Origin of the sequence: Sorangium sp. So ce834 (assembly GCF_051521425.1) — a bacterium.
GTDB lineage: Bacteria > Myxococcota_A > Polyangia > Polyangiales > Polyangiaceae > Sorangium > Sorangium cellulosum_D.
The window spans coordinates 8,638,683-8,657,512 of sequence record NZ_CP150351.1 but is presented as its reverse complement, the minus strand read 5'-3'; the positions used below and the strand labels follow the sequence as shown (position 1 = coordinate 8,657,512).

The following is an 18,830-nucleotide window of genomic DNA, read 5'->3' as shown; positions in this document are numbered from 1 at the left end:
TCTGCGCGATACTCACTTGTTCGCGTCGACCGTCAGCTCGACGCTCATCCCGGGGCGCAGCGCGAGGTCGGGCGGCGCGTCGTGGAGGCGGATGCGCACCGGCACGCGCTGGACGACCTTGGTGAAGTTGCCGGTCGCGTTGTCCGGCGGCAGCAGGCTGAAGCGCGCGCCGGTGGCCGCGGAGAAGCTCTCGACCTCGCCGTGGACGGTCAGGCCGGGGTAGGCGTCGACGGACACGCGCGCGGGCTGCCCGACGCGCATGTGCGCGAGCTGCGTCTCCTTGAAGTTGCCGGTCACCCAGACCTGCCGCGCGGGGACGAGCATCCCCACGGCCTGGCCGGGGGAGACCAGCTGCCCGACGGAGAGGGTCTTCTTCGACACGATCCCGTCCTGCGGCGCGACGATGCGCGTGTACGAGAGCTCGAGGGCGGCCAGGTCCCGCGCGGCCTGGGCGGTCTCGACCTGCGCGTGCGCCACGCGGGCGCGGGCGCGCGCCAGCGCGATGAGGGCGTCGACGTTGCTCGCCTGCTGGACCCTCGCGCTCGCCTCCTCGACCCGGCTGAACGCCTGCGTGGTCGTGGCCTTGAGCGCCGCGAGGTGCGCCTTCGCCTGCTCCAGCGACGCGCCGGCGACGTCGACGGCCGCCTGCAGCTGGTCGAACTGGGCCTGGGCGAGCGCCCCGGTCTCCACGAGCCGCTTCGCGCGATCCCGCTCGAGCGTGGCCTGCTCCAGGGTCGCCGTCGCCGAGGTGACGTGCGCCTCGCCCTCGGCGATCTGCTGCTTCGACGCGCTCGCGCTGCTGGCCGCGCCGTGCAGCGACGCCTCGGCCACCGACTTGTTGCTGCGCGCGTTGGTCTCGGCGATGCGCTCGTCGGCGTCGGCCGCGTCGGCGCTCGCCCTGGCCGCCGACAGGCTCGCCTCGGCCTGCGCGAGCCGCGCGCGCGCGGGCTCGGCGTCGAGCTCGGCGAGCACGTCGCCCGCCTTCACCGCCTGGTTCTCCGCGAACAGGACCTTCACCACCACGCCCGACGCGCGCGCCGGGACGGACACCACCTCGGCGTCGATCTGCGCGTCGTCCGTGGTCTCGAGCCCGCGGTGCGCGACGTACCACCCCGCGCCCGCCGCGACGGCGAGCGCGATCGCCGCCGCCGTGATGCCGACCGCCCTGCTCGGCTTGCCGGTCTTGACCGCCCCGGAGGCCGCCTCGGGGGAAGCCGCCGCCTCTCCAGGGAGAGCGCTCGTGGTCGTGGACATGTCGCCGCTTGCTCCTCGTCGCCTCGACGGCGGGCGCAACGGGCGCCGCGTACCTAAGGCAACCTGTGGTTGCGATAGAGATAACATGAGGGCTGACAAAGACAACTACTTGTTGCCATAGTCCGGGCGAGCCATGCTCCACGGGTCGCGCCGTCGTGGTTGAATGGAGCCCCCCCGGGATATGCGGAGCGTTACGTCGTCCCCTCTGAAAGAGCCTTCTCCGGCCCAGTCCGGTGCCGCGGCGGGGCGCCGCCGGACCGGCACGCAGGGCGCGCGGCGCGGGGGCCGCAGCGAGCGCGTGGTGCGGGCGGTGATGCAGGCGGCCGCGGCCGAGATCGCGCGCGCGGGCTACGCGGCGCTGCGGGTGGAGGACGTGGCGGCGCGGGCGGGCGTGAACAAGACGACGGTCTACCGCCGCTGGCCGACGAAGGCCGAGCTCGTGAAGGCGACGTTGCGCTCGTTCTCGGACGACCGTCAGGCGCCGCCGGACACCGGCGCGCTGCGGCTCGACCTGCTCGAGCTGGTGCGGCGCTTCGTCGCCGCCGCGTCGACGTCCGAGGGGCAGGGCATCTACCGCATGCTCCTGGCCGAGATGCACGTGCCGGAGGTCGAGGCGCTCGCCCGCGCGCTCCGCGAGGAGCGCCTCGCCCCGTGGCGAGACGTGCTCGAGCGCGGCGTCGCGCGCGGCGAGCTGCCGCCGGGCACCGATCTCGACCTGATGGTGGAGATGATCCGCGGCACCGTGACGAACCGCCTCTTCCGCCTGCGCGCGCCGGTCGACGACGGCGTCCTGGAGTCGATCATCGACGTCGTGGTGCTCGGCGCGAAGGCCGGCGGCGCGCTCCGCCGCGCCCCCGCCGCGCCGTCAGACGACATTCATGTCATCGGCGACGAGCCTGGATGAAACCTCCCATCGAAAAGGGGAGATCCACGCAATCTGGGATCGACGGGTGAGCGCCCCTGCTCTCCGGGAATAATCCGCTGGACGGTGCATGACACCGGTGTAGATCGCCGTTGCAGCCGGAGGACCGGAGGTGAGCCGTGGCTCAGCTCGGTCGCGGGCAACGAGCCAAATGCGAGCCCTCCGCGGTGCGATCGTGCGCGGAGGGCGGATGCGGAGGGGGCGAGCACCGAGGGAGCGGGGAGATGCCGGTCGGCCGCCGCGCCGCCGCGAGCTCCTCGCCGGCATGGGGGCGACTGCAGGCCTCTTGCTGCTCGGCTGTCGCGGCGAGCCGGTCGATCTGCGCGCCCAGGCCGCCATCGCCGCCGGTGGCAGCCGGGGTTACGCGGGCCCGGCCGTGGATCTCGCGTTCTGGACGGGCTTCACCGGGGGCGATCGGCCGCCGATGGAGCGGCTCATCGCGCGGTTCAACCGCGAGCACGACAACATCGCGGTGCGGATGAGCGTGACCCGGTGGGGCGATTTTTATCAGAAGATCCCGGCCGCGGTCGACAGCGGCCATGGCCCCGACGTGGCCGTCATGCACGCCGATCAGCTGGCCACGGCGGCGGTCCACCGCACCATCCTTCCGCTCGACGAGGTGACCGAGGCGCTCGGCCTCGGCGCCGGCGACTTCTCCGAGACGCTCTGGAGCGCGGGCGTCTTCCGAGGGCGCCGCTACGGCATTCCCCTCGATGTCCACCCGCTCGGCCTCTACGTCAACCGCGCGGTGCTGGCCGGCGCCGGCCTCGACGACGCCGCGCTGCCTCGCTCGCGGCGCGACTACCTGGCCGCGCTCGAGCACCTCAAGCGGCGGGGGATCCAGGGATCGTGGGTGTCGCCGGTCCTGTTCACCGGCGGGCTGATGTTCCAGTCGCTCCTGTGGCAGGCAGGTGGCCAGCTGTTCTCGGAGGACGGCGCGCGGGCGATGTTCCACGCCGAGGCCGGCGTCGAGGCGCTGAGCTTCATGGTCGAGCTGATCCGGCGCGGCTACAGCCCGCGCGACGTCGGCCAGGACGCCGACACCATCGCCTTCATCAACGACCGGAACGCCTTCCTCTGGAACGGCGTCTGGATGATCAATTATTTCAAGGCGGTCCCCGGGCTCCGCTGGGGCGTGCTCCCGGTCCCCGTGATCGGCGCGCAGCGGGCGGTCTGGGGCAACGCGCACCACCTCGTGCTCCCGCGCCAGCCCGGGGCCGGCGCTGGCCATCGCCGCCTGCAGGCGGCGGTGGTGTTCCTCGCCTGGCTGAGCGAGCACTCCCTCGAGTGGGCCGCGGCCGGCATGGTGCCGGCCCGGCGGGCGGCCCGGGAGAGCGCCGCGTTCCGGCGGATGACGGAGCAGGCGATCGTCGCCGAGCAGCTCCCGGCGGTCCGCTTCCCGCCGGCCATCGCCGGGGTCGACGCGGTGCGCGCGTCCACCCTCGATCTCGCGGTGAACGAGGCCGTGCTGCTGAGGGCCGCGCCGCGCGAGGCCCTGAGCCGCGCCGCCCGCGAGGCCGACGCGCTGCTCGCAGGCAACCTGAGGAAGTTCGGGAGGGCGCCGTGACGGCGGTCGACGTACCCCTCGTGGAGCCCGGCCAGGCCGAGGCGGACGGCGGCGCGCAAAGCGCCCCCGGCGTCGGCCGGCTCCGGGAGCGCGGCTTCACGCGGCCGCGGCGGTGGGCGCCCTACCTGTTCCTCGCGCCGTACCTCGCGCTGTTCGGCCTCTTCGTCGCGACGCCGATCGCCCTCGGCGTGTGGATCAGCCTCCACGACTGGGACCCGTTCCTGCCGTCGCAGCCGTGGGTCGGCCTCGACAACTACGCGGATCTGTTCCGGTCCGGCTCGCCCATCCGCGGCAATTTCTGGCGCGCGCTGCGGGCGACCGCGCTGTTCACGGCGCTCAGCGTGCCTGTCCTCGTGACGCTCCCGCTGCTGCTCGCCCTCGCGCTCAACCAGCGCTTTCCCGGCCGATCGTTCTTCCGGGCGATGTTCTTCGCGCCGTACGTGCTCGGCGTGGCGGTCGTGGCGATGATCTGGCGGCTGCTCCTCGATCCGCAGGTCGGCGCGATCAACCACCTGCTGGCGAAGGCGGGTTTGCCTTCAGGCACGGGCTGGACCACGGCGGTGCCGTGGGTGTGGGTTTCGCTGGTGGGGATGACGGTGTGGTGGACCCTCGGCTATAACGCCGTGATTTACCTGGCGGGGCTGCAGAACATCCACCGGGAGCTCTACGACGCCGCCCGCATCGACGGCGCGACCCGATGGCAGCAGTTCTGGCACGTCACGATACCTGGGCTCAGGCCGGTGTTCGTGTTCGTCGTGACGATGACCGTCCTCGCGTCGGCCAACATGTTCGGGCAGGCCTACCTGGTCACCGGGGGCGGGCCGGGCAGCGAGACGCGCACCACCATCATGTACATCGCCGACGAGGGTTTCCGGAACTTCCGCCTCGGCGCCGCGGCGGCCATGAGCTACGTCCAGGCGTTCTTCCTCGCGGTCGTGAGCCTCGTCATGTTCCTCCTGTTCTTCGGCCGGGGCAGCGACGAGGACGCTCCATGAAGCTCCGGCTGCTCGAGGGCGGCTGCCCTGTCCGCCGCCGGCAGATCGGGAGGGCCTTGTCGTATGCGGCGCTGCTCCTGCTCGCCGTGGCGTACCTCGCCCCGGTGATCTGGATGGCGCTCACGTCGCTCAAGCCACCTTCCGAGGCGACGGCGGTGCCGCCCACGCTCTTGCCCGCGCGGGCGACGCTCGAGAGCTACGAGGCGCTCGCGGGATCGAGCGCCGGGGCGCCGGTGTTCCGCTGGCTCCTGAACAGCCTCCTCGCCGCCGTGGCGCACGCGCTGCTCGTGCTGGCCACGGCGGCCCCGGCGGCGTACGCGCTCGCGCGCATGGAGTTCCGCGGCAAGCGGCTCGTGCTCGCCGCGGTCCTCGCCACGCTGTTCATCCCGCCGATCATGTTCCTGCCCGCGAATTACCTGATCGTCCGGGGCCTCGGCTGGCTCGACAGCCTCCCTGCGCTGGTCGTGCCGCCGGCCGCCTCGGCGTTCGGCGTCTTCTTCCTGCGCCAGTTCTTCCTCGGCCTCCCGAGGGAGCTCGAGGAGGCGGCGGCGCTCGACGGCGCCACCCGGCTCCAGGTCTTCTGGAAGATCGTGCTGCCTCTGTCCAAGCCGGCCCTGGCCACGCTGGCCGTGCTCAGCCTGCTGAGCAACTGGAACGATTTCCTCTGGCCGATCTACGTGCTGTTCAACCCCGAGAAGCTCACGCTGTCGCCCGGACTCGCGCTGCTGCAGGGGGCCCACACCACCGATTACGCGCTGGTCACGGCGGGCGCGGTGGTCGCGAGCGCCCCGATCCTCGCGATGTTCATCGCCGCGCAGCGATACGTGATCGAGGGGGTCGCCCGCACCGGGTTGAAGGGGTGACCGGCGGCGCGACGCGGGGCGTCACGGCGGCGCGACGGCAAGGACATTGGCTGTCCGTGCGCGCCTCATCGTCGCTTGATCCGGAGTCGCTTTCGGAGGAAGCTCTCTGTCCACGGCGGCTGCGGTGCCCCTCTCGCGCGCGGCCGAGGCGCCGAGATGTGCCTGCTGCCGCGGACGACGGCTGGTGTGCGCTTGGCTTATCTTTGCTTGGATCTCATGAGCGGGATCCGGCGTCCTGTCTTGTCGGCGGAGCCCGTCGTGGTGTGCGGATTTCAACGCAAAGGCGCAAAGGCGCAAAGACGCAAAAATGCAAGAAGAGTGAACGGGCGCATTCCGTCGTGCGACGGCCGCATCCCATGATCATCCCAACCCATTCTCATCTTGCCTTTTGGCGTCTTTGCGCCTTTGCGCCTTTGCGCCTTTGCGCCTTTGCGCCTTTGCGTTAAAATCTCTTCTCATACCCGCCTCAGCGTCAGCGCGCCCTCCGCGCGAGCTCGGCCATGAGCCCGAAGAGCTCGACCACGCCTGGCAGATTGAGCTGCCCTCCGCTGAACTCCCGGTAGAGCGTGTGCACGTTCACCGCGATGCGCTCCGCGTCGCTCCAGCTCGCGTAATCGGCGAGCGCGATGTCGCGGGCGGCGTCGGCCGGCGGCATGCCGGCGTCGTAGCGGCGCCGCGCCTCGTCGCGGATGTACACGAGGTAATCGCGCACCGCGCGCACGCCGGCGCGATCCGTGATCGGGCCGTGCCCCGGCACGATGACGTCGGCGTCCAGCGCGAGGATGGTGTCGCACGCCTTGATCCAGTTGCCGACGGGCCCCGCCCACATGATCGGCGTCACGTCGATGAAGAGGATGTCTCCCGTGTAGATCGCGCGGTCCGCGGGCACGTGCACGAGCAGATCGCCCTTCGTGTGCGAGGGGCCCACCTCGAGGAGGCGGACCTCCTTCGCCCCGACCGTGACGGTCAGCTCCCCCTCGAAGACCCGGGTCGGCGCCGTGGGCGCGATCCCGTCGAAATCGAAGGCGCCGAAGCAATGGACGAGGTAATCGCCCAGCGCGCCGGCGGCGCCGCTGCGCGCCTGCCGCATCAGCATGGCGAGCATCGGCGCGGGGACCTCATCCATCTCGGCGGCGCCGGCGCGCGTGGCGATGATCGTCGCGCCCTCGACGAGCGCATTGCCGTAGCAATGGTCGCCGTTCGCGTGGGTGTTCACGACCGTGCCGATCCGCGCCGCCGCGGGGGCGGCCGCGCGCATGGCGTCGAGCATCTCGCGCGTGCGCTTCAGGTCGAAGAGCGTATCGACGAGCAGCGCCTCGCCGTCCGAGGTGACGAGCCCCGCGTTGCTGAGCCCCCAGGTGCCGGCCGGCTGCAGATACGCGAAGCAACCATTGCCGACCTCCTGCAACCCTTGCTCATACCGCCATCGGCCCATGTCCATCCCCTCTCGCGCGCGCGTCGCTGGACGCGCCTCCGGGCTCCGGAGCGTAGGCCACCCGCTCGACGCCAGGGAATCGAAATCGACCCGTCCCGCGGCGCGACTCCAGCGCATGGCGCCGGCGCGGCGCCATGCGCTGGAGTCGAGTGGGCCGGGCGGCGCCGGCGAGCGCCGCCCGGCGCCGCGCTACCAGGCGAAGGCCTCCGGCGCCTCGCCGCCGGGGCCGGGGAACACCTCGTCGAGGCGCTTCAGGGGCTCCGGGGTCAGCTGGATCTCGAGGGCGCGCAGGCTGCCGTCGAGCTGCTCGGCGGTGCGCGGGCCGATGATGGGCGAGGTCACGACCGGGTTCTTGAGCAGCCAGGCCAGGGCCACGTCGGCGGGCTTCTCGCCGAGCTCCGCGCAGAGCGCCTCGTAGGCCTCCAGCTTGGCGCGGTTCTTCTCGATGCGCGCCTGCGCGTCGGCCGACGCGCGCCGGCCCTCGCGCGCCTTCTGGAGGGCGCCGCCGAGCAGCCCCCCGGCGAGCGGGCTCCAGGGCAGGACGCCGAGGCCGAACGCGCGGCACGCGGGCAGGACCTCCAGCTCGACGGTGCGCGCGTTCAGGTTGTACACGCATTGCTCCGAGACGAGGCCGAGGAAGTGCCGCTGCGCGGCGAGCCCGTTGGCCTGCGCGATGTGCCAGCCGGCGAAGTTGCTGCTGCCGACATAGAGGACCTTGCCCTCGCGGACGAGCTGCTCCATCGCCTGCCAGATCTCGTCCCAGGGCGTCTCGCGGTCGATGTGGTGCATCTGGTAGAGGTCGATATGGTCGGTCTGCAGGCGGCGCAGGCTCTCCTCGCAGGCGCGGCGGATGTGATAGGCCGAGAGCCTCCTGTCGTTCGGCCCTTCGCCCATGGCGCCGTAGACCTTCGTGGCGAGGACGATGCGCTCTCGCCGCCCGCCGCCCTGCGCGAGCCAGCGCCCGACGATCTGCTCGGTGATCCCCTCTCCGCGCTTGCGGCCGTACACGTTGGCCGTGTCGAAGAAGTTGATCCCGTGCTGAAGGGCCCGGTCCATGATGGCGAAGCTGTCGGGCTCGCTGGTCTCCGGGCCGAAGTTCATCGTGCCGAGGCAGAGGGGGCTGACCTTCAGGCCGGTGCGTCCGAGATTGCGGTAGTTCATGGTGCCGGGGAGGGTAGCAACGCGCCCCGCGCGCGGTCCATGCCGGCATGCTGAACGCGCCGTAGGGTTTCGCCGGAGTCGCGCGCCCGTGAGCCGGCCCGCCGCTTCCTTGATGCGCTGCCGTGCTTCCCATAGGCTCGTTTCGTCGGGCGAGGAGACGATCATGTGGCAGCAGGAGGACACGGAGCTCGAGCACGCAGAGGACCTCCGCGACGAGGCGCAGGGGCTCTCTGGCGTCCGGTTCACCATCGAGCTCGGGCACATCGACCCGTTCGACGCCGCCGCCGTCTTCTGGGATCAGCACGGCCAGGCGCGGGAGCTCTTCCCCGGCACGGAGTGCGCGATGCAGTCGGGATCGTACCGCGAGCCGAGCTTCGTGCTCCGGATGAGCCTGGACCTCCCGGGGATCGGGCCGTTCACGCAGACGTCGCGGTATTCGGCCCAGCGCGTCGCGCCGGAGGCGTTCGCCATCCGCGTCGATACGATCGAGGAGAGCATGCTGTGGAAACGGGGGCTCGCGATTCACCGCTTCTCGCCGGGCTCCGGCGCGACGACGCTGCTCGAGGTGACGAGCCTGTACGCGCCCAGGGTGCCGATCAAGATCCTGAATCAGGCGGCGATCGGCGCGGCCCGCGCGCACCAGCGGCGCTACCTCTCGGGCCGGCGCCCGACGGCCGCGGAGCGGGAGCATTTCCTGGCGGCGCTCGGCGCGGGCGGGCAGCGCGGCGCCTGAGGCGCGCGTGTGCTCTCGCCGCCTTCGCGGCGCTCGTCAGGCGGGGCGCGCGCGGCGCGCGCGGCGCGCGCGGCGGGGGGCGGGCGGCGGCGCGGCGCGCGGCGTCGCCGCGGCCAGCACCGCGGCCTCGTGGGCGGCGAAGCGCTCCGCCAGGAAGTCGATGAACAGCCGCGCCCTGGCGGGCTGGAAGCGGCGGCTCGGATAGAGGACGTTCACGGCGGAGCCCGGCGAGGGCAGGTCGGTGAGCAGCGGGACGAGGCGCCCGGCGTCGATGTCGGCGGCGACGTCCCAGATCGACTTGAAGGCGAGGCCGTGGCCGGCGACGGCCCAGTCGCGCACCAGATCGCCGCTGTCGGCCACGAGGCGGCCGGCGGGGCGGACGGTGTGGAGCCCCTCTCCGGCGCGGAAGGTCCACGAGAGCGCGCGCATGCCGGGGCGCTGCAGCACGATGCACGCGTGCGCGTCGAGGTCCGCGAGCGTGCGGGGCCACCCGCGCCGCGCGAGGTAGGCCGGCGCGCCGCAGACCACGCGGCGGCTCCGGGCCAGCCGGCGCGAGACGAGGCGCGAGTCGCCGAGCGCGCCGATGCGCACGGCGACGTCCACGCCGGCGTCGAGCAGGTCCACGACGCGGTCCGACAGGCTGACGCGCACGCGGAGCTCTGGGTGCGCCGCCGCGAAGTCGGCCGCGGCGGGCCCGACCCACTGGCGGCCGAGATCCACCGGCGCCGACACGTGCAGGAGGCCGCGCGCCTCGGCCTGGCCGGCGGTCACCGCGAGCTCGGCCTCGCGCACGTCGGCGAGGATGGCGACGCAGCGCTCGTGGTAGGCCGCGCCCTCGGCGGTGAGCGTGAGGCGCCGCGAGCTGCGCTGGAGGAGGCGCACGCCGAGCGCCGCCTCCAGCCGCGTCATGCGCTTGCTGGCCACCGCCGGCGAGAACCCGAGCTCGCGCCCTGCCGCCGAGAGGCTGCCCCGCGCGACGGCGCACACGAACAGCTGCATGTCCTCCAGCTCGACCATGCGCACCCCCGGCGAGTCACGGGCAGCAAAGCGGGGGCAGGGTAGCCGCTCCGGGGGCGATCTTCAACATTTCCGAAAAGATGGTTCGGCGATCGCGGCCGTTTTCATACGCGCTGGAAAGGATCAAGGTGGCTCGTGTCGCCGCGCCGGTGCGAAGGCGGGCTCGGGGTCTCGGGCCTCGGGCCCGCCGTACCCGGGCGCGGCGTCTTTCCGAGCGGCCGGCGCTGATGGTCGGCGCGCGCGCCGATCGGCTGTCCGAGATCGCTTGTTCCGAGGAGACACGTCCCATGAAAAAGACCCTGTTGATCAGCGCCCTCTCCCTCTCGCTCTTCGCCGCCGCGAGCGCCTGCTACGTGCAGGGCGCCGGCGCGGAGGACCTGCCATCGCCGCGGTCGCTCGTCGTCGACGGGAGCTTGCCGAGGGAGCAGGCCGAGGCGGAGATGCTCGCGGCGCGCCGGTTTTACGCGTTCTGGAACACCGGCGACGAGAGCTACCTCGACGCGGCGATCGCGCCGACCTTCACGGACCGCACCTTGCCCAAGGGGCGCCCGCAAGGCCCGACGGGCCCGGCGTTCGCGTCGAAGAGCTTCCGCGCCGCCGTACCGGACCTGAGCTGCGAGGTGGAGCAGCTCATCGTCGTCGGCGATCACGTGGTGGCGCACCTGCGCTTCCGAGGCCGCTTCACCGGCACGTTCGGCGACAGGGAGGGCGCCGGGCAGGCCGTCGACTTCATCGCCACCGACATCCTGCGCGTGCAGAACGGCCGTATCACGGACAACTGGCATATCGAGGACAACCTGACGCTGCTTCAGCAGCTCGGCGTCGTGGCGCAGTGACGGCCGGCGGCGACGAGACGGCGCTGCGGCTCGCTCGCGCCGTCGCGGCGCTGGGCACCCGCGGTGGAGGACGTCACCGATCGAGCGGCTTCGTGGCGCTGAGGAGCGAGTATCCCGCGTACACCGGGACGACGGACACGTCCGTGAACCCGCACCCGCGGACGAGCTCGTCGAGCTCGCCGGCCGTGAGCTGCTTGCCCGGGGTCATGTACACCATGTTCATGGAGAACAGCGCCGCCGTGAGCGGGCCGTCCTGCCCGTCCGAGAGCAGGAGCTCGTAGATGAGGACGCGGCCGCCCGGCGGCAACGCATCGAAGCTGCGCTGGATCAAGCGCCGCTGGCGCGCGCTGTCCCAGTCATGGAGGATGTTGGCGAAGAAGATCACGTCGTGACCCGAAGGCCACGCGTCGCGGAACATGTCGAGCTCCAGCACGTCGATGCGATCCTCGAGGCCGTGCTCCGCGACGTACCTCCTCGTCGTCTTGCACACGGGCGGCAGCTCGGCGACCGTGAACCGCACCTCGGGGTTCTGCTGCGCCAGGGCGATGCTGAAGCAGCCGGAGCCGCCGGCGACGTCGAGCAGGCGCCCCACGCCCGAGAGCTCGGCCCGCTGCGCGAGCCCGACCGCGGTCGCGAACGAGTGGCTGTGCATCGCCTGGGTGAAGGCGAATGCCCGCTCGTCCGACAGGTCCACCTGCGCCCACTCCTCGGTGATGACCTTGCCCTGGCCCTCGCCCCACGCGATGGCCCCGTCCCGCCGCAGCGTCTCCAGCAAGGTGCCGTGCGTGATGGGAACCTGGCAGATGAGCCGCACCATGTGGCCCCAGTAGAACGGCTTGGTCGGGATCAAGAAGTTGCGAGACGTCTCGGTGAGATGGAACTTGCCATGAGACCGCACCAGGAGCCCCATGCCTGCCAGGGAGGCCAGGAGGGCCTCGGTCGCGCGGAGGCTGAGGTGGAGCTTCCCGGCCACCTCCGCGATGCCCGCGGGCTCCTGCTCGAGGAGCGAGAACACCCCGAGCTCGTCGGCAACGCTGATGATGGGCAGCTGGTAGACCGAATACCCGAGCTGCCGCATCAGGGAGTCGTCACAGGTAGGCTTTTCGAGATTCATGGACGTCAATGCATTCCTCCGCTCTGCTGAAAAAGGGGGGATGCCGGCGCGGCCGGCGAGCGATCCGTCTCCAACATAGCTGAGCTCGGTCGGGGCTGGCCAGGTGTCGCTCGCTGCCTCGTGGGTCCTCCCGCGCCCTTGCCGGCCGCCGCGAGCCCACGCCTGCTGGCGGGCGCGATGCGCGACGCCGCTCGGCGTGCGGTTCAGGCGCCTGAGCGAGATCAGACGCCTGCGCGAGACGTAAGGGGCTCTGGTTTCGGCGCGGCGCGTGGGCTGGGCTGCGAGCGGGGGCGATCGTCTCCGCAGGACGGCGGTCGTGCTACGCTCGGCGAAAGGCCATGTCCGCTGTCGAGCCCGAGATGACCGCCCGTCCGCCCGCTGCGCCTCACCGGCGGGTGGGAGCCCACGTCTATCGCCGCCCGCCCGAGCCGGTGGTCTTCCCGGAGGCCGAAGAGGTGCCCGAAACGAACCGCCACCTGGAGCTCCGCACCGCGCTGTACCTGATCCTCAAGCGCGAGCTCGCGCACGCAGCGACGCTCGGCTCCGACCAGTTCGTCTACTGGGACCCGACGACGCCGAGGAAGCGCCTCGCCCCCGACGCCTTCGTGCGTCTGGGCGCGCCTCATCGGACCTTCCGCACCTGGAAGACGTGGCTGCATGGGGCGCCCGACCTCGGGGTCGAGATCGTGAGCGAGTCGGACGAGGGCGAGCCCGAGTGGGAGGAGAAGCTCGAGCGCTACCGCGCCGCGGGCATCCGCGAGGTCGTGCGCTTCGATCCCGACGACCGGGCGCGGCCGATCCGCGTCTGGGACGCGCTCGACGGCGATCTCGTGGAGCGATCGCCGGAAGACCCGGATCTCTGCGCGTGCGAGACGCTGGGCCTCTGGTGGACCGTGGCGGAGGACCCGTCGGTCGGCCCGATGCTCCGGCTGGCGCGCGACAGGGAGGGCCGTGAGCTGCTGCCGACGCCGGACGAGGCCGCGGCGAAGGAGCGTGAGGCCGCGGCGAAGGCGAGAGAGGCCGAGGCCGAGGCGCGGGAGGCGAACAGGAAGCTCCAGGCCGAGCTGGACGCGCTGCGGGCGGAGCTCGCGCAGGCCACGGGCAAGCAGACCCCGCGTTGACGACCGCGCGCCCCGCGAGGGCGGGGCGCGGGGCGCGGGCGGTACGCTCGATTCACGAGCGAGCTATCGCGTCGCTCCCGGGACGCGGGCGCCTCGTGCCCTCTCGTGCACGTGGTTTGGGGTCGCCACGCCCTCGACGCCGGCGAAGATCTGGAGCGCGCCGGTGAGATCGGGATAGACGACCACGTCGCGCGCGGGCTCGTCCGGACCATAACGCAACCACAGCAGCGGCCATGCGTAAGCGCGCACCGCCTGGGCCACGAGGCGGCCCCCGGCGGCGAGCGCGGTGAGGCCGGACACGGCGCGCTCGATCGTGCCGGCGAAGCGGTGGCCGTGGAAATCCGGCTCGACCGTCCGATCGCTGCCGCCGCGGTAGGCGGTGCTGCTCGCGCGGGGGCGGAGGTCGTGGCAGCGCAGAGGCTCGGGAGGGGCGGCGGCGCCCAGGCGGCGCTCCAGGGCGCCCTCGAACGAGAACAGCGACGGCACGAAGGTCATCTCGAGCGGCGCGTAGAGCTCGCGCATCTCGAGCGGGCGGTCCTGCAGATAGCGGATGCGCACCCGTCGGACGCGGCCGGCGCCCATGCAGGACGGGCAGCGGACGTATCCCGCGCTGCACGAGCAGGCGTACGGCCGGGCCTGGCCGCTGCAAAGGGGGCAGCGGGCGCGCCCCGAGGCGCCGGCGCACCCGGTGCAGGGCCCGAAGCCGAGATCCTCGACGAGGCGCCGGTACGCGCGGGGCTCGAAGGACAGCGGACGCGGCGGGTCGCCCGGCTCGAGCTGCGCCGCGGCCTCCGGGCTGAGGTCGACGACCTCCGTCCAGCCCTCGCGGCGCACGATCGACGCGAGGACGACCAGCGCGGCCACGCGGCGCTCCTCGGCCGGCGCGCCGGGCGGCAGCGCGATGCCCTCGTCGCGGGCGCGCGCGACCGTGGGTAGAAACGGGGCCACGGGATCGGACGGCGGCACCATCGCGGCAGCATGTCCACGAACCGGAGCGCGCGCCATCGCGCCGCAGGCGGTGGGGACGAGGGCGCGCCGGGAGCTCAGGCGTTGCGCATCGGCTCCGCGAGCCATCGAACCAGCGCCTCGCGCTCGCGCTCGAGCAAGGCGACTTCGACCTCGTCTGGACCGTTCACGCGGGCGCGCTCGACGATCGAGCGCTCTTCTTGGGCCGTCAGACGTCGCCCGATGCGCCGCGCGAAGAGGCGGCCGAGGAGCTCTGCGATCGCCTTCTGCCCGCGCTCCTCTCCTCGTTGCTCGGCCTCGCCGATCATCTCCCCGATGATCGGCGTGCGCCGGAGCAGCCCCTCTTCCTTGTCCTCTACCATGACGATGAGCTCCTTCAGCAGATTATGCCCCCAGGGATCGATGGTCGCCATCACCAGGAGCGCTGTATACAGCTCGGCCCGCTCCTCGGCGCCCTTAGCCCCCGCGTGGATCTCCGCGACGATCTCTCGCAGCGCCGCCGCGGTCGCGTTACGTCCCCGCCCCCGGATCCTTGCAGCAGCGAAACCCGATCTCGTAGAACCGGAACATCGGACCGTGCGAGTCGTTGGTCCCGCGGCACCCCGCCCACGGCTTGGACCAGTAGCCGCCCTTCAGCGACGAGCGGTGCGGCCACTCGGGACGCGACGTCGATACCCACTCTTCCACGTTGCCGACCAGATCGACGACGCCGTACGGGCTCACGCACGCCGGATACGAGCCCGACGGCTCGCCCTGCCAGAGCCGCTGCGTCTCGGCGGCCCGCACCGCCGGGTCGTCCGACGCGAGCCGCCGCTCGCTGATGCCCCGGTACGGCTTGCTCACGTTGCAGGCGGCCGGGTCCTGCGCGTAACCGTACGGGAAGGGGAGCGCGGACGGCCCCTCGCACGCGAGCTCCCACTCGAACTCGGTGCAGAGGCGCTTGCCGACGGCGGCGCACTCCCGCTCGGCCTCGATGAAGCGGAGCATCACGACCGGCAGCGCGCCCGCCCGGTTCGGCCACTCGTGGCGATCCATGCACGTGCGCACCGGCGTGAAGCGCGGCTCGGCGGCGAACAGCCCGGGGAAGAAGCTGAAGCAGTGGTCGCCGCGGTAGCTCGTGCAGATCCGCTGCACGTTCTCGTGGTGGGTGCCCTCCACGAGCACCATGTCGGGCGGGCACGAGGCCGGAGCCCCGGGCCGGGGCAGCGCGTCGGCCTGGGCGAGCAGCGGGGCGAGCAGGAGGTCGAGGAGCACGCGGCGGCTCTCTATCGCAAAGCCGCGCGCGCCGCACGAGAGGCCGCGCGGCGGCTCGCCTCACCGGACCTCGCGCGGCGCTCGCGCCGGCGCCCGCGCCGGGCTAGTCTCGCGCCATGGGAATGACGCTGCTTAGGATGCGGTTCGTCGCGTTCGCGATCCTGGCCCTGGGGAGCGCCTGCGGTGGCAACGTCGTCGTCGACGGGATGCCCGGCGAGGGGTCGGGCGGCGCCGGCGCGGCCAGCGCCAGCGCGAACGGCGTCGGCGTGACCAGCAGCGGCGCGAGCCGGACGAGCAACGTGGCGGTGACCTCCACCGGGGGGGGCGGCGGCGACGCGCGGTCGCGGTGTCTCGACTACTGCGGGCTGTTCCTGTCGGCGTGCGGCGCCGTACCGGGCAGCTGCGGCGACCTCTGTGACGATCAGCTGTCCACCGCGCCCGCGTGCAACGATTGGCTCGTGCCGTTCTTCGACTGCGCCATGGGCGAGGTGTTCGATTGCAACGTCACCCCGCCCAAGTGCCAGCCGCTCCTGGCTCAGTACGACGCGTGTGCGTCCCGCGACGGCTGAGGGGCGCTGGTACGAACGGCGTTCGCCATGGGGGATCAGCAAGGAAGCGCAGCGCTGGGTGGGGCGCTCGCCGAGGCGGTCGCGAGCTGGGTGGGGGCGAGGATCGACGCGGCGCACGCGAACCCCGCGACGGGGCTCGTCGCGCTGGCGGTGTACGCCGGAGCGCGGCGTGTGCTCGGCGCCGGCATCGGGCCGCGCGTCGCGGGGGTGGGGGTCCTGCCGCGGCTGCCGCGGCTCCGCGCCGGCGCGTCGCATCCGCTCCTCTCGGCCCTGCGGGCTCACCTGGTCGGCCGCCGCGTGCTGGCCATCGAGGTGCGGGGCGACGGCGTCGCCGTCGTCGCCGGTGATGCGCTGTTGGTGGAAGAAGACCGAGAGGATGAATCGGCGAGCGAGGCGGGGTCGTCGTCGCCTCAACCCGGGTTGAGCCCGGCGCCCGCACCCGGGTTGAGCCCGGCGTCGCCCCAACCCGGGTTGAGCCCGGCGTCGCCCCAACCCGGGTCGAGCCCGGCGCCCGCCCCGGCGGCGCGGCTAGAGCTCGCCCCGGGGCGCCGCGGCGAGGTGCGGCTGCTCGACGGCGCCGGCAACCTCATCCTCCGCTGGCCGCCTCAGGGGAGCGCCCCGCCGGCCGAGATCGCCTACCCGGAGGATCCGCTGGCCGCCGGCGCGGCGCTGGTCGAGGCGAGCGACGACGCCGCCGCCGGCCAGGAGAAGGCCGCCCTCGCGCGCGCCGTCAAGGCGCGGCGCGCGGCGCTCGAGCGCAGGGCCGAGGCGGTGCGCGGCGATCTCGGGCGGCTGGGGAGCGTCGCGCGCCTCCAGAAGACGGGGCAGCTCCTGCTCGCGCAGGGCGCGCGGGTGCCGCGCGGGGCCGCGAAGGCGCTCCTCGACGACTGGGAGACCGGCGGCAAGATCGAGGTCGCCCTCGACCCGGCGCGCCCCGCGAAGGCGCAGGCCGAGGCGTTCTTCGCCAAGGCGCGGCGCTACCAGCGCGGCGAGGCGGTGATGCGCGCGCGCCTCGCCGAGACCGAGCGCGCCCTCGAGGCGATCGCCGCCCTCGAGGCCGACGTCGCGGCGGCGGAGGCGCTGCCGGAGGCGCTCGAGCCGCTCGCGCAGCGCGCGCGCTCCCTCGGCGTGGCGCGCGCGGACATCGCCGGGGCGGGCGCCTCCTTCGCCGGCGCCGGCGAGTCGGGGCCGGCCGGAGCCCGCGGCCCGCGGGCCGGGCGGGCCGCCTCGCGCCGGCCGTTCCATGCCTACCGGAGCGCGTCCGGCGCGGCGATCCTCGTCGGCCGGGGCGCCGAGGACAACGACGCGCTGACGACGAAGCACGCGCGGCCGCACGACCTCTGGCTGCACGCGAAGGGCGTCGCGGGCTCGCACGTCGTCGTGCCGCTCCCGAAGGGGGCGAGCTGCCCCGCCGACGTGCTCGTGGACGCCGCGACCCTGGCGGCGCACTTCAGCGACGCGCGCGGCGAGGCCGTGTGCGAGGTGAGCTACGTCCCGCGCCGCTACGTGCGCAAGCCGCGCGGCGCGGCCCCGGGCGCGGTGGTCTTCGATCGGGAGAAGGTCATCGCCGTGCGCATCGAGGGGGCGCGCCTGTCGCGCCTGCTCGCGACCAAGGAAGAGGGCTGACGACGGCGCGCTCGCGCCGGTTGCGAGGCGCCTCGCGCGCCGGCTGCGACGCCCCTCGCGGTCGCGCCGAGACGCCCCTCGGGCCAGGCTGCGACGCCCTCGCTCCGCCTGCGGCGGGCCGCCCTCAGGCCGTGAACGCCGCCCGGACCTGCTCGTTCAGCTGATCCAGCCGGCGCGCCGGCAGCTCCGCCGCGCGGGCGAGCGACGTGATCACCGCGCGCTCCGCGTCCGAGATCCCCTCGCTCGCGTGGGCCACCGCCAGCGCGACGATGATGCCCTCCTCCACCGCGTCGCAGTCCATGAGGATCTCCGCGAGGAGCCGCACCCGCGGCTCGACGCCCGCCGCCGCGATCACCTTGAGGCTCGCCTCGATCAGGTAGCGGACGAGCTCGGTGTTCAGCTCGGCGCCGAGCATCGGCTCGATCAGCTGCCGGAGGGCGTCGATCTCCTCGGCGTCCACGTTGCCGTCGGCGTTCGCCACGAGCGCGCCGAGGTCGACGATCGGGGTCGGGTTGTACTCGTTCAGGTCGAAGCGAGCGCGGAGCAAGCCGGCCGCCTGGTGGACCAACGCGGGGGGCTTCATGTCGCCTCCGCTCCGGCGATTCGCCTCATGACTCACCACCTTTCGGCGCGCGGCGCCGCACCGTCTCGGACTCGCTGAGCCCGAGGCAGAGCTGCGCCCGCAGCGCGCGCAGCCCCGCGAGCACCTCGGCCGACGCCTTCTCGGCCTCGGCCCGCTCGATGGCCGCGTCGAGCGTCGCGAGCCGGCCTGTCTGGAGCGCCTTGAGCGAGTAGGTCATCTGCACGAACGTGTCGAACAGGTCTCCGAGCTCATCACCTTTGCGCAGCCCCTCTCCGATGGTGAGCCGCGTGGTGCCGACCTGGCGGCACAGGCGCTTCATCTGGTGGACCGGCCCCACGATGCGCTGGGTGATGAAGATCCCGAGCACCCCGAGGACGACGAGGAGGAACGCGCCGCCGCCGACGAGGATGTTGAGGAGGCGCTGGCGCAGCGCCTCGACCTCGGAGCGCCGCCTGCCGACCTCCGCCAGGTTGCGCTCGTACTCGCGGTTCGTCTTCTCGAGCTCCTCGTCGAGGGTATTGCCGAGCTCGGCGCCGTCGCCCCCCAGGGCGGCGGTGCTCATCCTCAGGATCTTGGCGCTGTTGGCCGCCTCTTTGAGCGCGAGCTCGGCCTGGGACGCCGCGTACTGCGCCTGCTCGTTGGCGACGCTCGCGGTCTGCCAGATGACGAGTCCGAGCACCGCCATGACGGCGAGCACCACCGCCACCAGGAGCCCTGTGTACTTGAGCTGGAATCGCGGGTTGAGGAGCAGCTTGCGGCGGGAGGCCGGGCGGGCTGTGGCGCGATCCTCGGCGGGAGAGGTCATGAGGTCTCG

Annotated in this window: 19 protein-coding genes; 9 read left to right on the top strand and 10 right to left on the bottom strand. The window is 72.9% G+C overall.

The window, feature by feature from the left end:
* Positions 1–12 precede the first annotated feature (12 nt).
* Positions 13–1,254, bottom strand: coding sequence for an HlyD family secretion protein (locus WMF20_RS31500; protein WP_437605571.1), 1,242 nt, complete (start codon positions 1,252–1,254; stop codon positions 13–15).
* 181 nt (positions 1,255–1,435) lie between these two features.
* Here WMF20_RS31500 and WMF20_RS31495 point away from each other — a divergent pair, with 181 nt between their 5' ends.
* The 4 genes from WMF20_RS31495 (at position 1,436) to WMF20_RS31480 (ending at position 5,601) form a co-directional block, all read left to right on the top strand.
* The gene (locus WMF20_RS31495) at positions 1,436–2,158 is read left to right on the top strand and encodes a TetR/AcrR family transcriptional regulator (RefSeq protein WP_165374303.1); all 723 of its coding nucleotides are present in this window, start codon (positions 1,436–1,438) and stop codon (positions 2,156–2,158) included.
* A 283-nt stretch (positions 2,159–2,441) separates the two neighbouring features.
* Positions 2,442–3,743, top strand: a complete 1,302-nt coding sequence (locus tag WMF20_RS31490; RefSeq protein ID WP_437605570.1) for an ABC transporter substrate-binding protein — start codon at positions 2,442–2,444, stop codon at positions 3,741–3,743.
* Positions 3,740–4,738, top strand: a complete 999-nt coding sequence (locus WMF20_RS31485; protein WP_437605569.1) for a carbohydrate ABC transporter permease — start codon at positions 3,740–3,742, stop codon at positions 4,736–4,738. The genes WMF20_RS31490 and WMF20_RS31485 overlap by 4 nt, the downstream gene beginning before the upstream one ends.
* Positions 4,735–5,601 (top strand): carbohydrate ABC transporter permease, encoded by an 867-nt coding sequence (locus tag WMF20_RS31480; RefSeq protein ID WP_437605568.1) that lies wholly within the window; start codon positions 4,735–4,737, stop codon positions 5,599–5,601. Before WMF20_RS31485 ends, WMF20_RS31480 begins: the two co-directional genes overlap by 4 nt.
* A gap of 472 nt (positions 5,602–6,073) precedes the next feature.
* On the opposite strand, the gene WMF20_RS31475 is transcribed toward WMF20_RS31480, so the two are convergent.
* Both WMF20_RS31475 and WMF20_RS31470 read right to left on the bottom strand, forming a co-directional pair.
* Positions 6,074–7,036 (bottom strand): MBL fold metallo-hydrolase, encoded by a 963-nt coding sequence (locus WMF20_RS31475; protein WP_437605567.1) that lies wholly within the window; start codon positions 7,034–7,036, stop codon positions 6,074–6,076.
* 189 nt (positions 7,037–7,225) lie between these two features.
* On the bottom strand, positions 7,226–8,197 hold the full coding sequence (locus tag WMF20_RS31470; RefSeq protein WP_129577865.1) for an aldo/keto reductase: 972 nt from the start codon (positions 8,195–8,197) through the stop codon (positions 7,226–7,228).
* Positions 8,198–8,360: 163 nt separating this feature from the next.
* On the opposite strand from WMF20_RS31470, the gene WMF20_RS31465 reads away from it, so the two are divergent.
* Positions 8,361–8,930 carry a hypothetical protein gene (locus WMF20_RS31465; RefSeq protein WP_437605566.1) on the top strand — a complete coding sequence of 190 codons (570 nt, stop codon included), beginning with the start codon at positions 8,361–8,363 and terminating at the stop codon, positions 8,928–8,930.
* A gap of 36 nt (positions 8,931–8,966) precedes the next feature.
* Here WMF20_RS31465 and WMF20_RS31460 read toward each other — a convergent pair whose 3' ends face one another.
* Complete coding sequence (locus WMF20_RS31460) at positions 8,967–9,947, bottom strand: LysR family transcriptional regulator (protein WP_437617190.1); 981 nt, start codon at positions 9,945–9,947, stop codon at positions 8,967–8,969.
* A 287-nt stretch (positions 9,948–10,234) separates the two neighbouring features.
* Here WMF20_RS31460 and WMF20_RS31455 point away from each other — a divergent pair, with 287 nt between their 5' ends.
* Complete coding sequence (locus WMF20_RS31455; protein WP_437605565.1) at positions 10,235–10,783, top strand: ester cyclase; 549 nt, start codon at positions 10,235–10,237, stop codon at positions 10,781–10,783.
* 73 nt (positions 10,784–10,856) lie between these two features.
* On the opposite strand, the gene WMF20_RS31450 is transcribed toward WMF20_RS31455, so the two are convergent.
* Positions 10,857–11,897: a methyltransferase gene (locus WMF20_RS31450; protein ID WP_437605564.1), complete on the bottom strand. Its 1,041-nt coding sequence runs from the start codon at positions 11,895–11,897 to the stop codon at positions 10,857–10,859.
* Positions 11,898–12,235: 338 nt separating this feature from the next.
* Here WMF20_RS31450 and WMF20_RS31445 point away from each other — a divergent pair, with 338 nt between their 5' ends.
* Positions 12,236–13,018 (top strand): Uma2 family endonuclease, encoded by a 783-nt coding sequence (locus WMF20_RS31445; RefSeq protein ID WP_437605563.1) that lies wholly within the window; start codon positions 12,236–12,238, stop codon positions 13,016–13,018.
* A 63-nt stretch (positions 13,019–13,081) separates the two neighbouring features.
* On the opposite strand, the gene WMF20_RS31440 is transcribed toward WMF20_RS31445, so the two are convergent.
* The 3 genes from WMF20_RS31440 to WMF20_RS31430 all read right to left on the bottom strand — a co-directional run bounded on the left by WMF20_RS31440 (position 13,082) and on the right by WMF20_RS31430 (position 15,238).
* A complete protein-coding gene (locus WMF20_RS31440; RefSeq protein WP_437605562.1) occupies positions 13,082–13,987 on the bottom strand; it encodes a hypothetical protein in 906 nt (301 codons plus the stop codon).
* Positions 13,988–14,061: 74 nt separating this feature from the next.
* Entirely contained in the window at positions 14,062–14,397 is a 336-nt protein-coding gene (locus WMF20_RS31435; RefSeq protein WP_437605561.1) for a hypothetical protein, read from the bottom strand.
* 97 nt (positions 14,398–14,494) lie between these two features.
* Complete coding sequence (locus WMF20_RS31430; RefSeq protein ID WP_437605560.1) at positions 14,495–15,238, bottom strand: formylglycine-generating enzyme family protein; 744 nt, start codon at positions 15,236–15,238, stop codon at positions 14,495–14,497.
* Between the two features lie 116 nt (positions 15,239–15,354).
* On the opposite strand from WMF20_RS31430, the gene WMF20_RS31425 reads away from it, so the two are divergent.
* Both WMF20_RS31425 and WMF20_RS31420 read left to right on the top strand, forming a co-directional pair.
* Positions 15,355–15,807 carry a hypothetical protein gene (locus tag WMF20_RS31425; RefSeq protein WP_437605559.1) on the top strand — a complete coding sequence of 151 codons (453 nt, stop codon included), beginning with the start codon at positions 15,355–15,357 and terminating at the stop codon, positions 15,805–15,807.
* 27 nt (positions 15,808–15,834) lie between these two features.
* Positions 15,835–17,433, top strand: coding sequence for an NFACT RNA binding domain-containing protein (locus tag WMF20_RS31420; protein ID WP_437605558.1), 1,599 nt, complete (start codon positions 15,835–15,837; stop codon positions 17,431–17,433).
* Positions 17,434–17,557: 124 nt separating this feature from the next.
* Here WMF20_RS31420 and WMF20_RS31415 read toward each other — a convergent pair whose 3' ends face one another.
* Both WMF20_RS31415 and WMF20_RS31410 read right to left on the bottom strand, forming a co-directional pair.
* Positions 17,558–18,016, bottom strand: coding sequence for a tellurite resistance TerB family protein (locus WMF20_RS31415; protein ID WP_437605557.1), 459 nt, complete (start codon positions 18,014–18,016; stop codon positions 17,558–17,560).
* 25 nt (positions 18,017–18,041) lie between these two features.
* Positions 18,042–18,821, bottom strand: coding sequence for a HAMP domain-containing protein (locus WMF20_RS31410; RefSeq protein ID WP_129577855.1), 780 nt, complete (start codon positions 18,819–18,821; stop codon positions 18,042–18,044).
* Between the last annotated feature and the right edge of the window lie 9 nt (positions 18,822–18,830).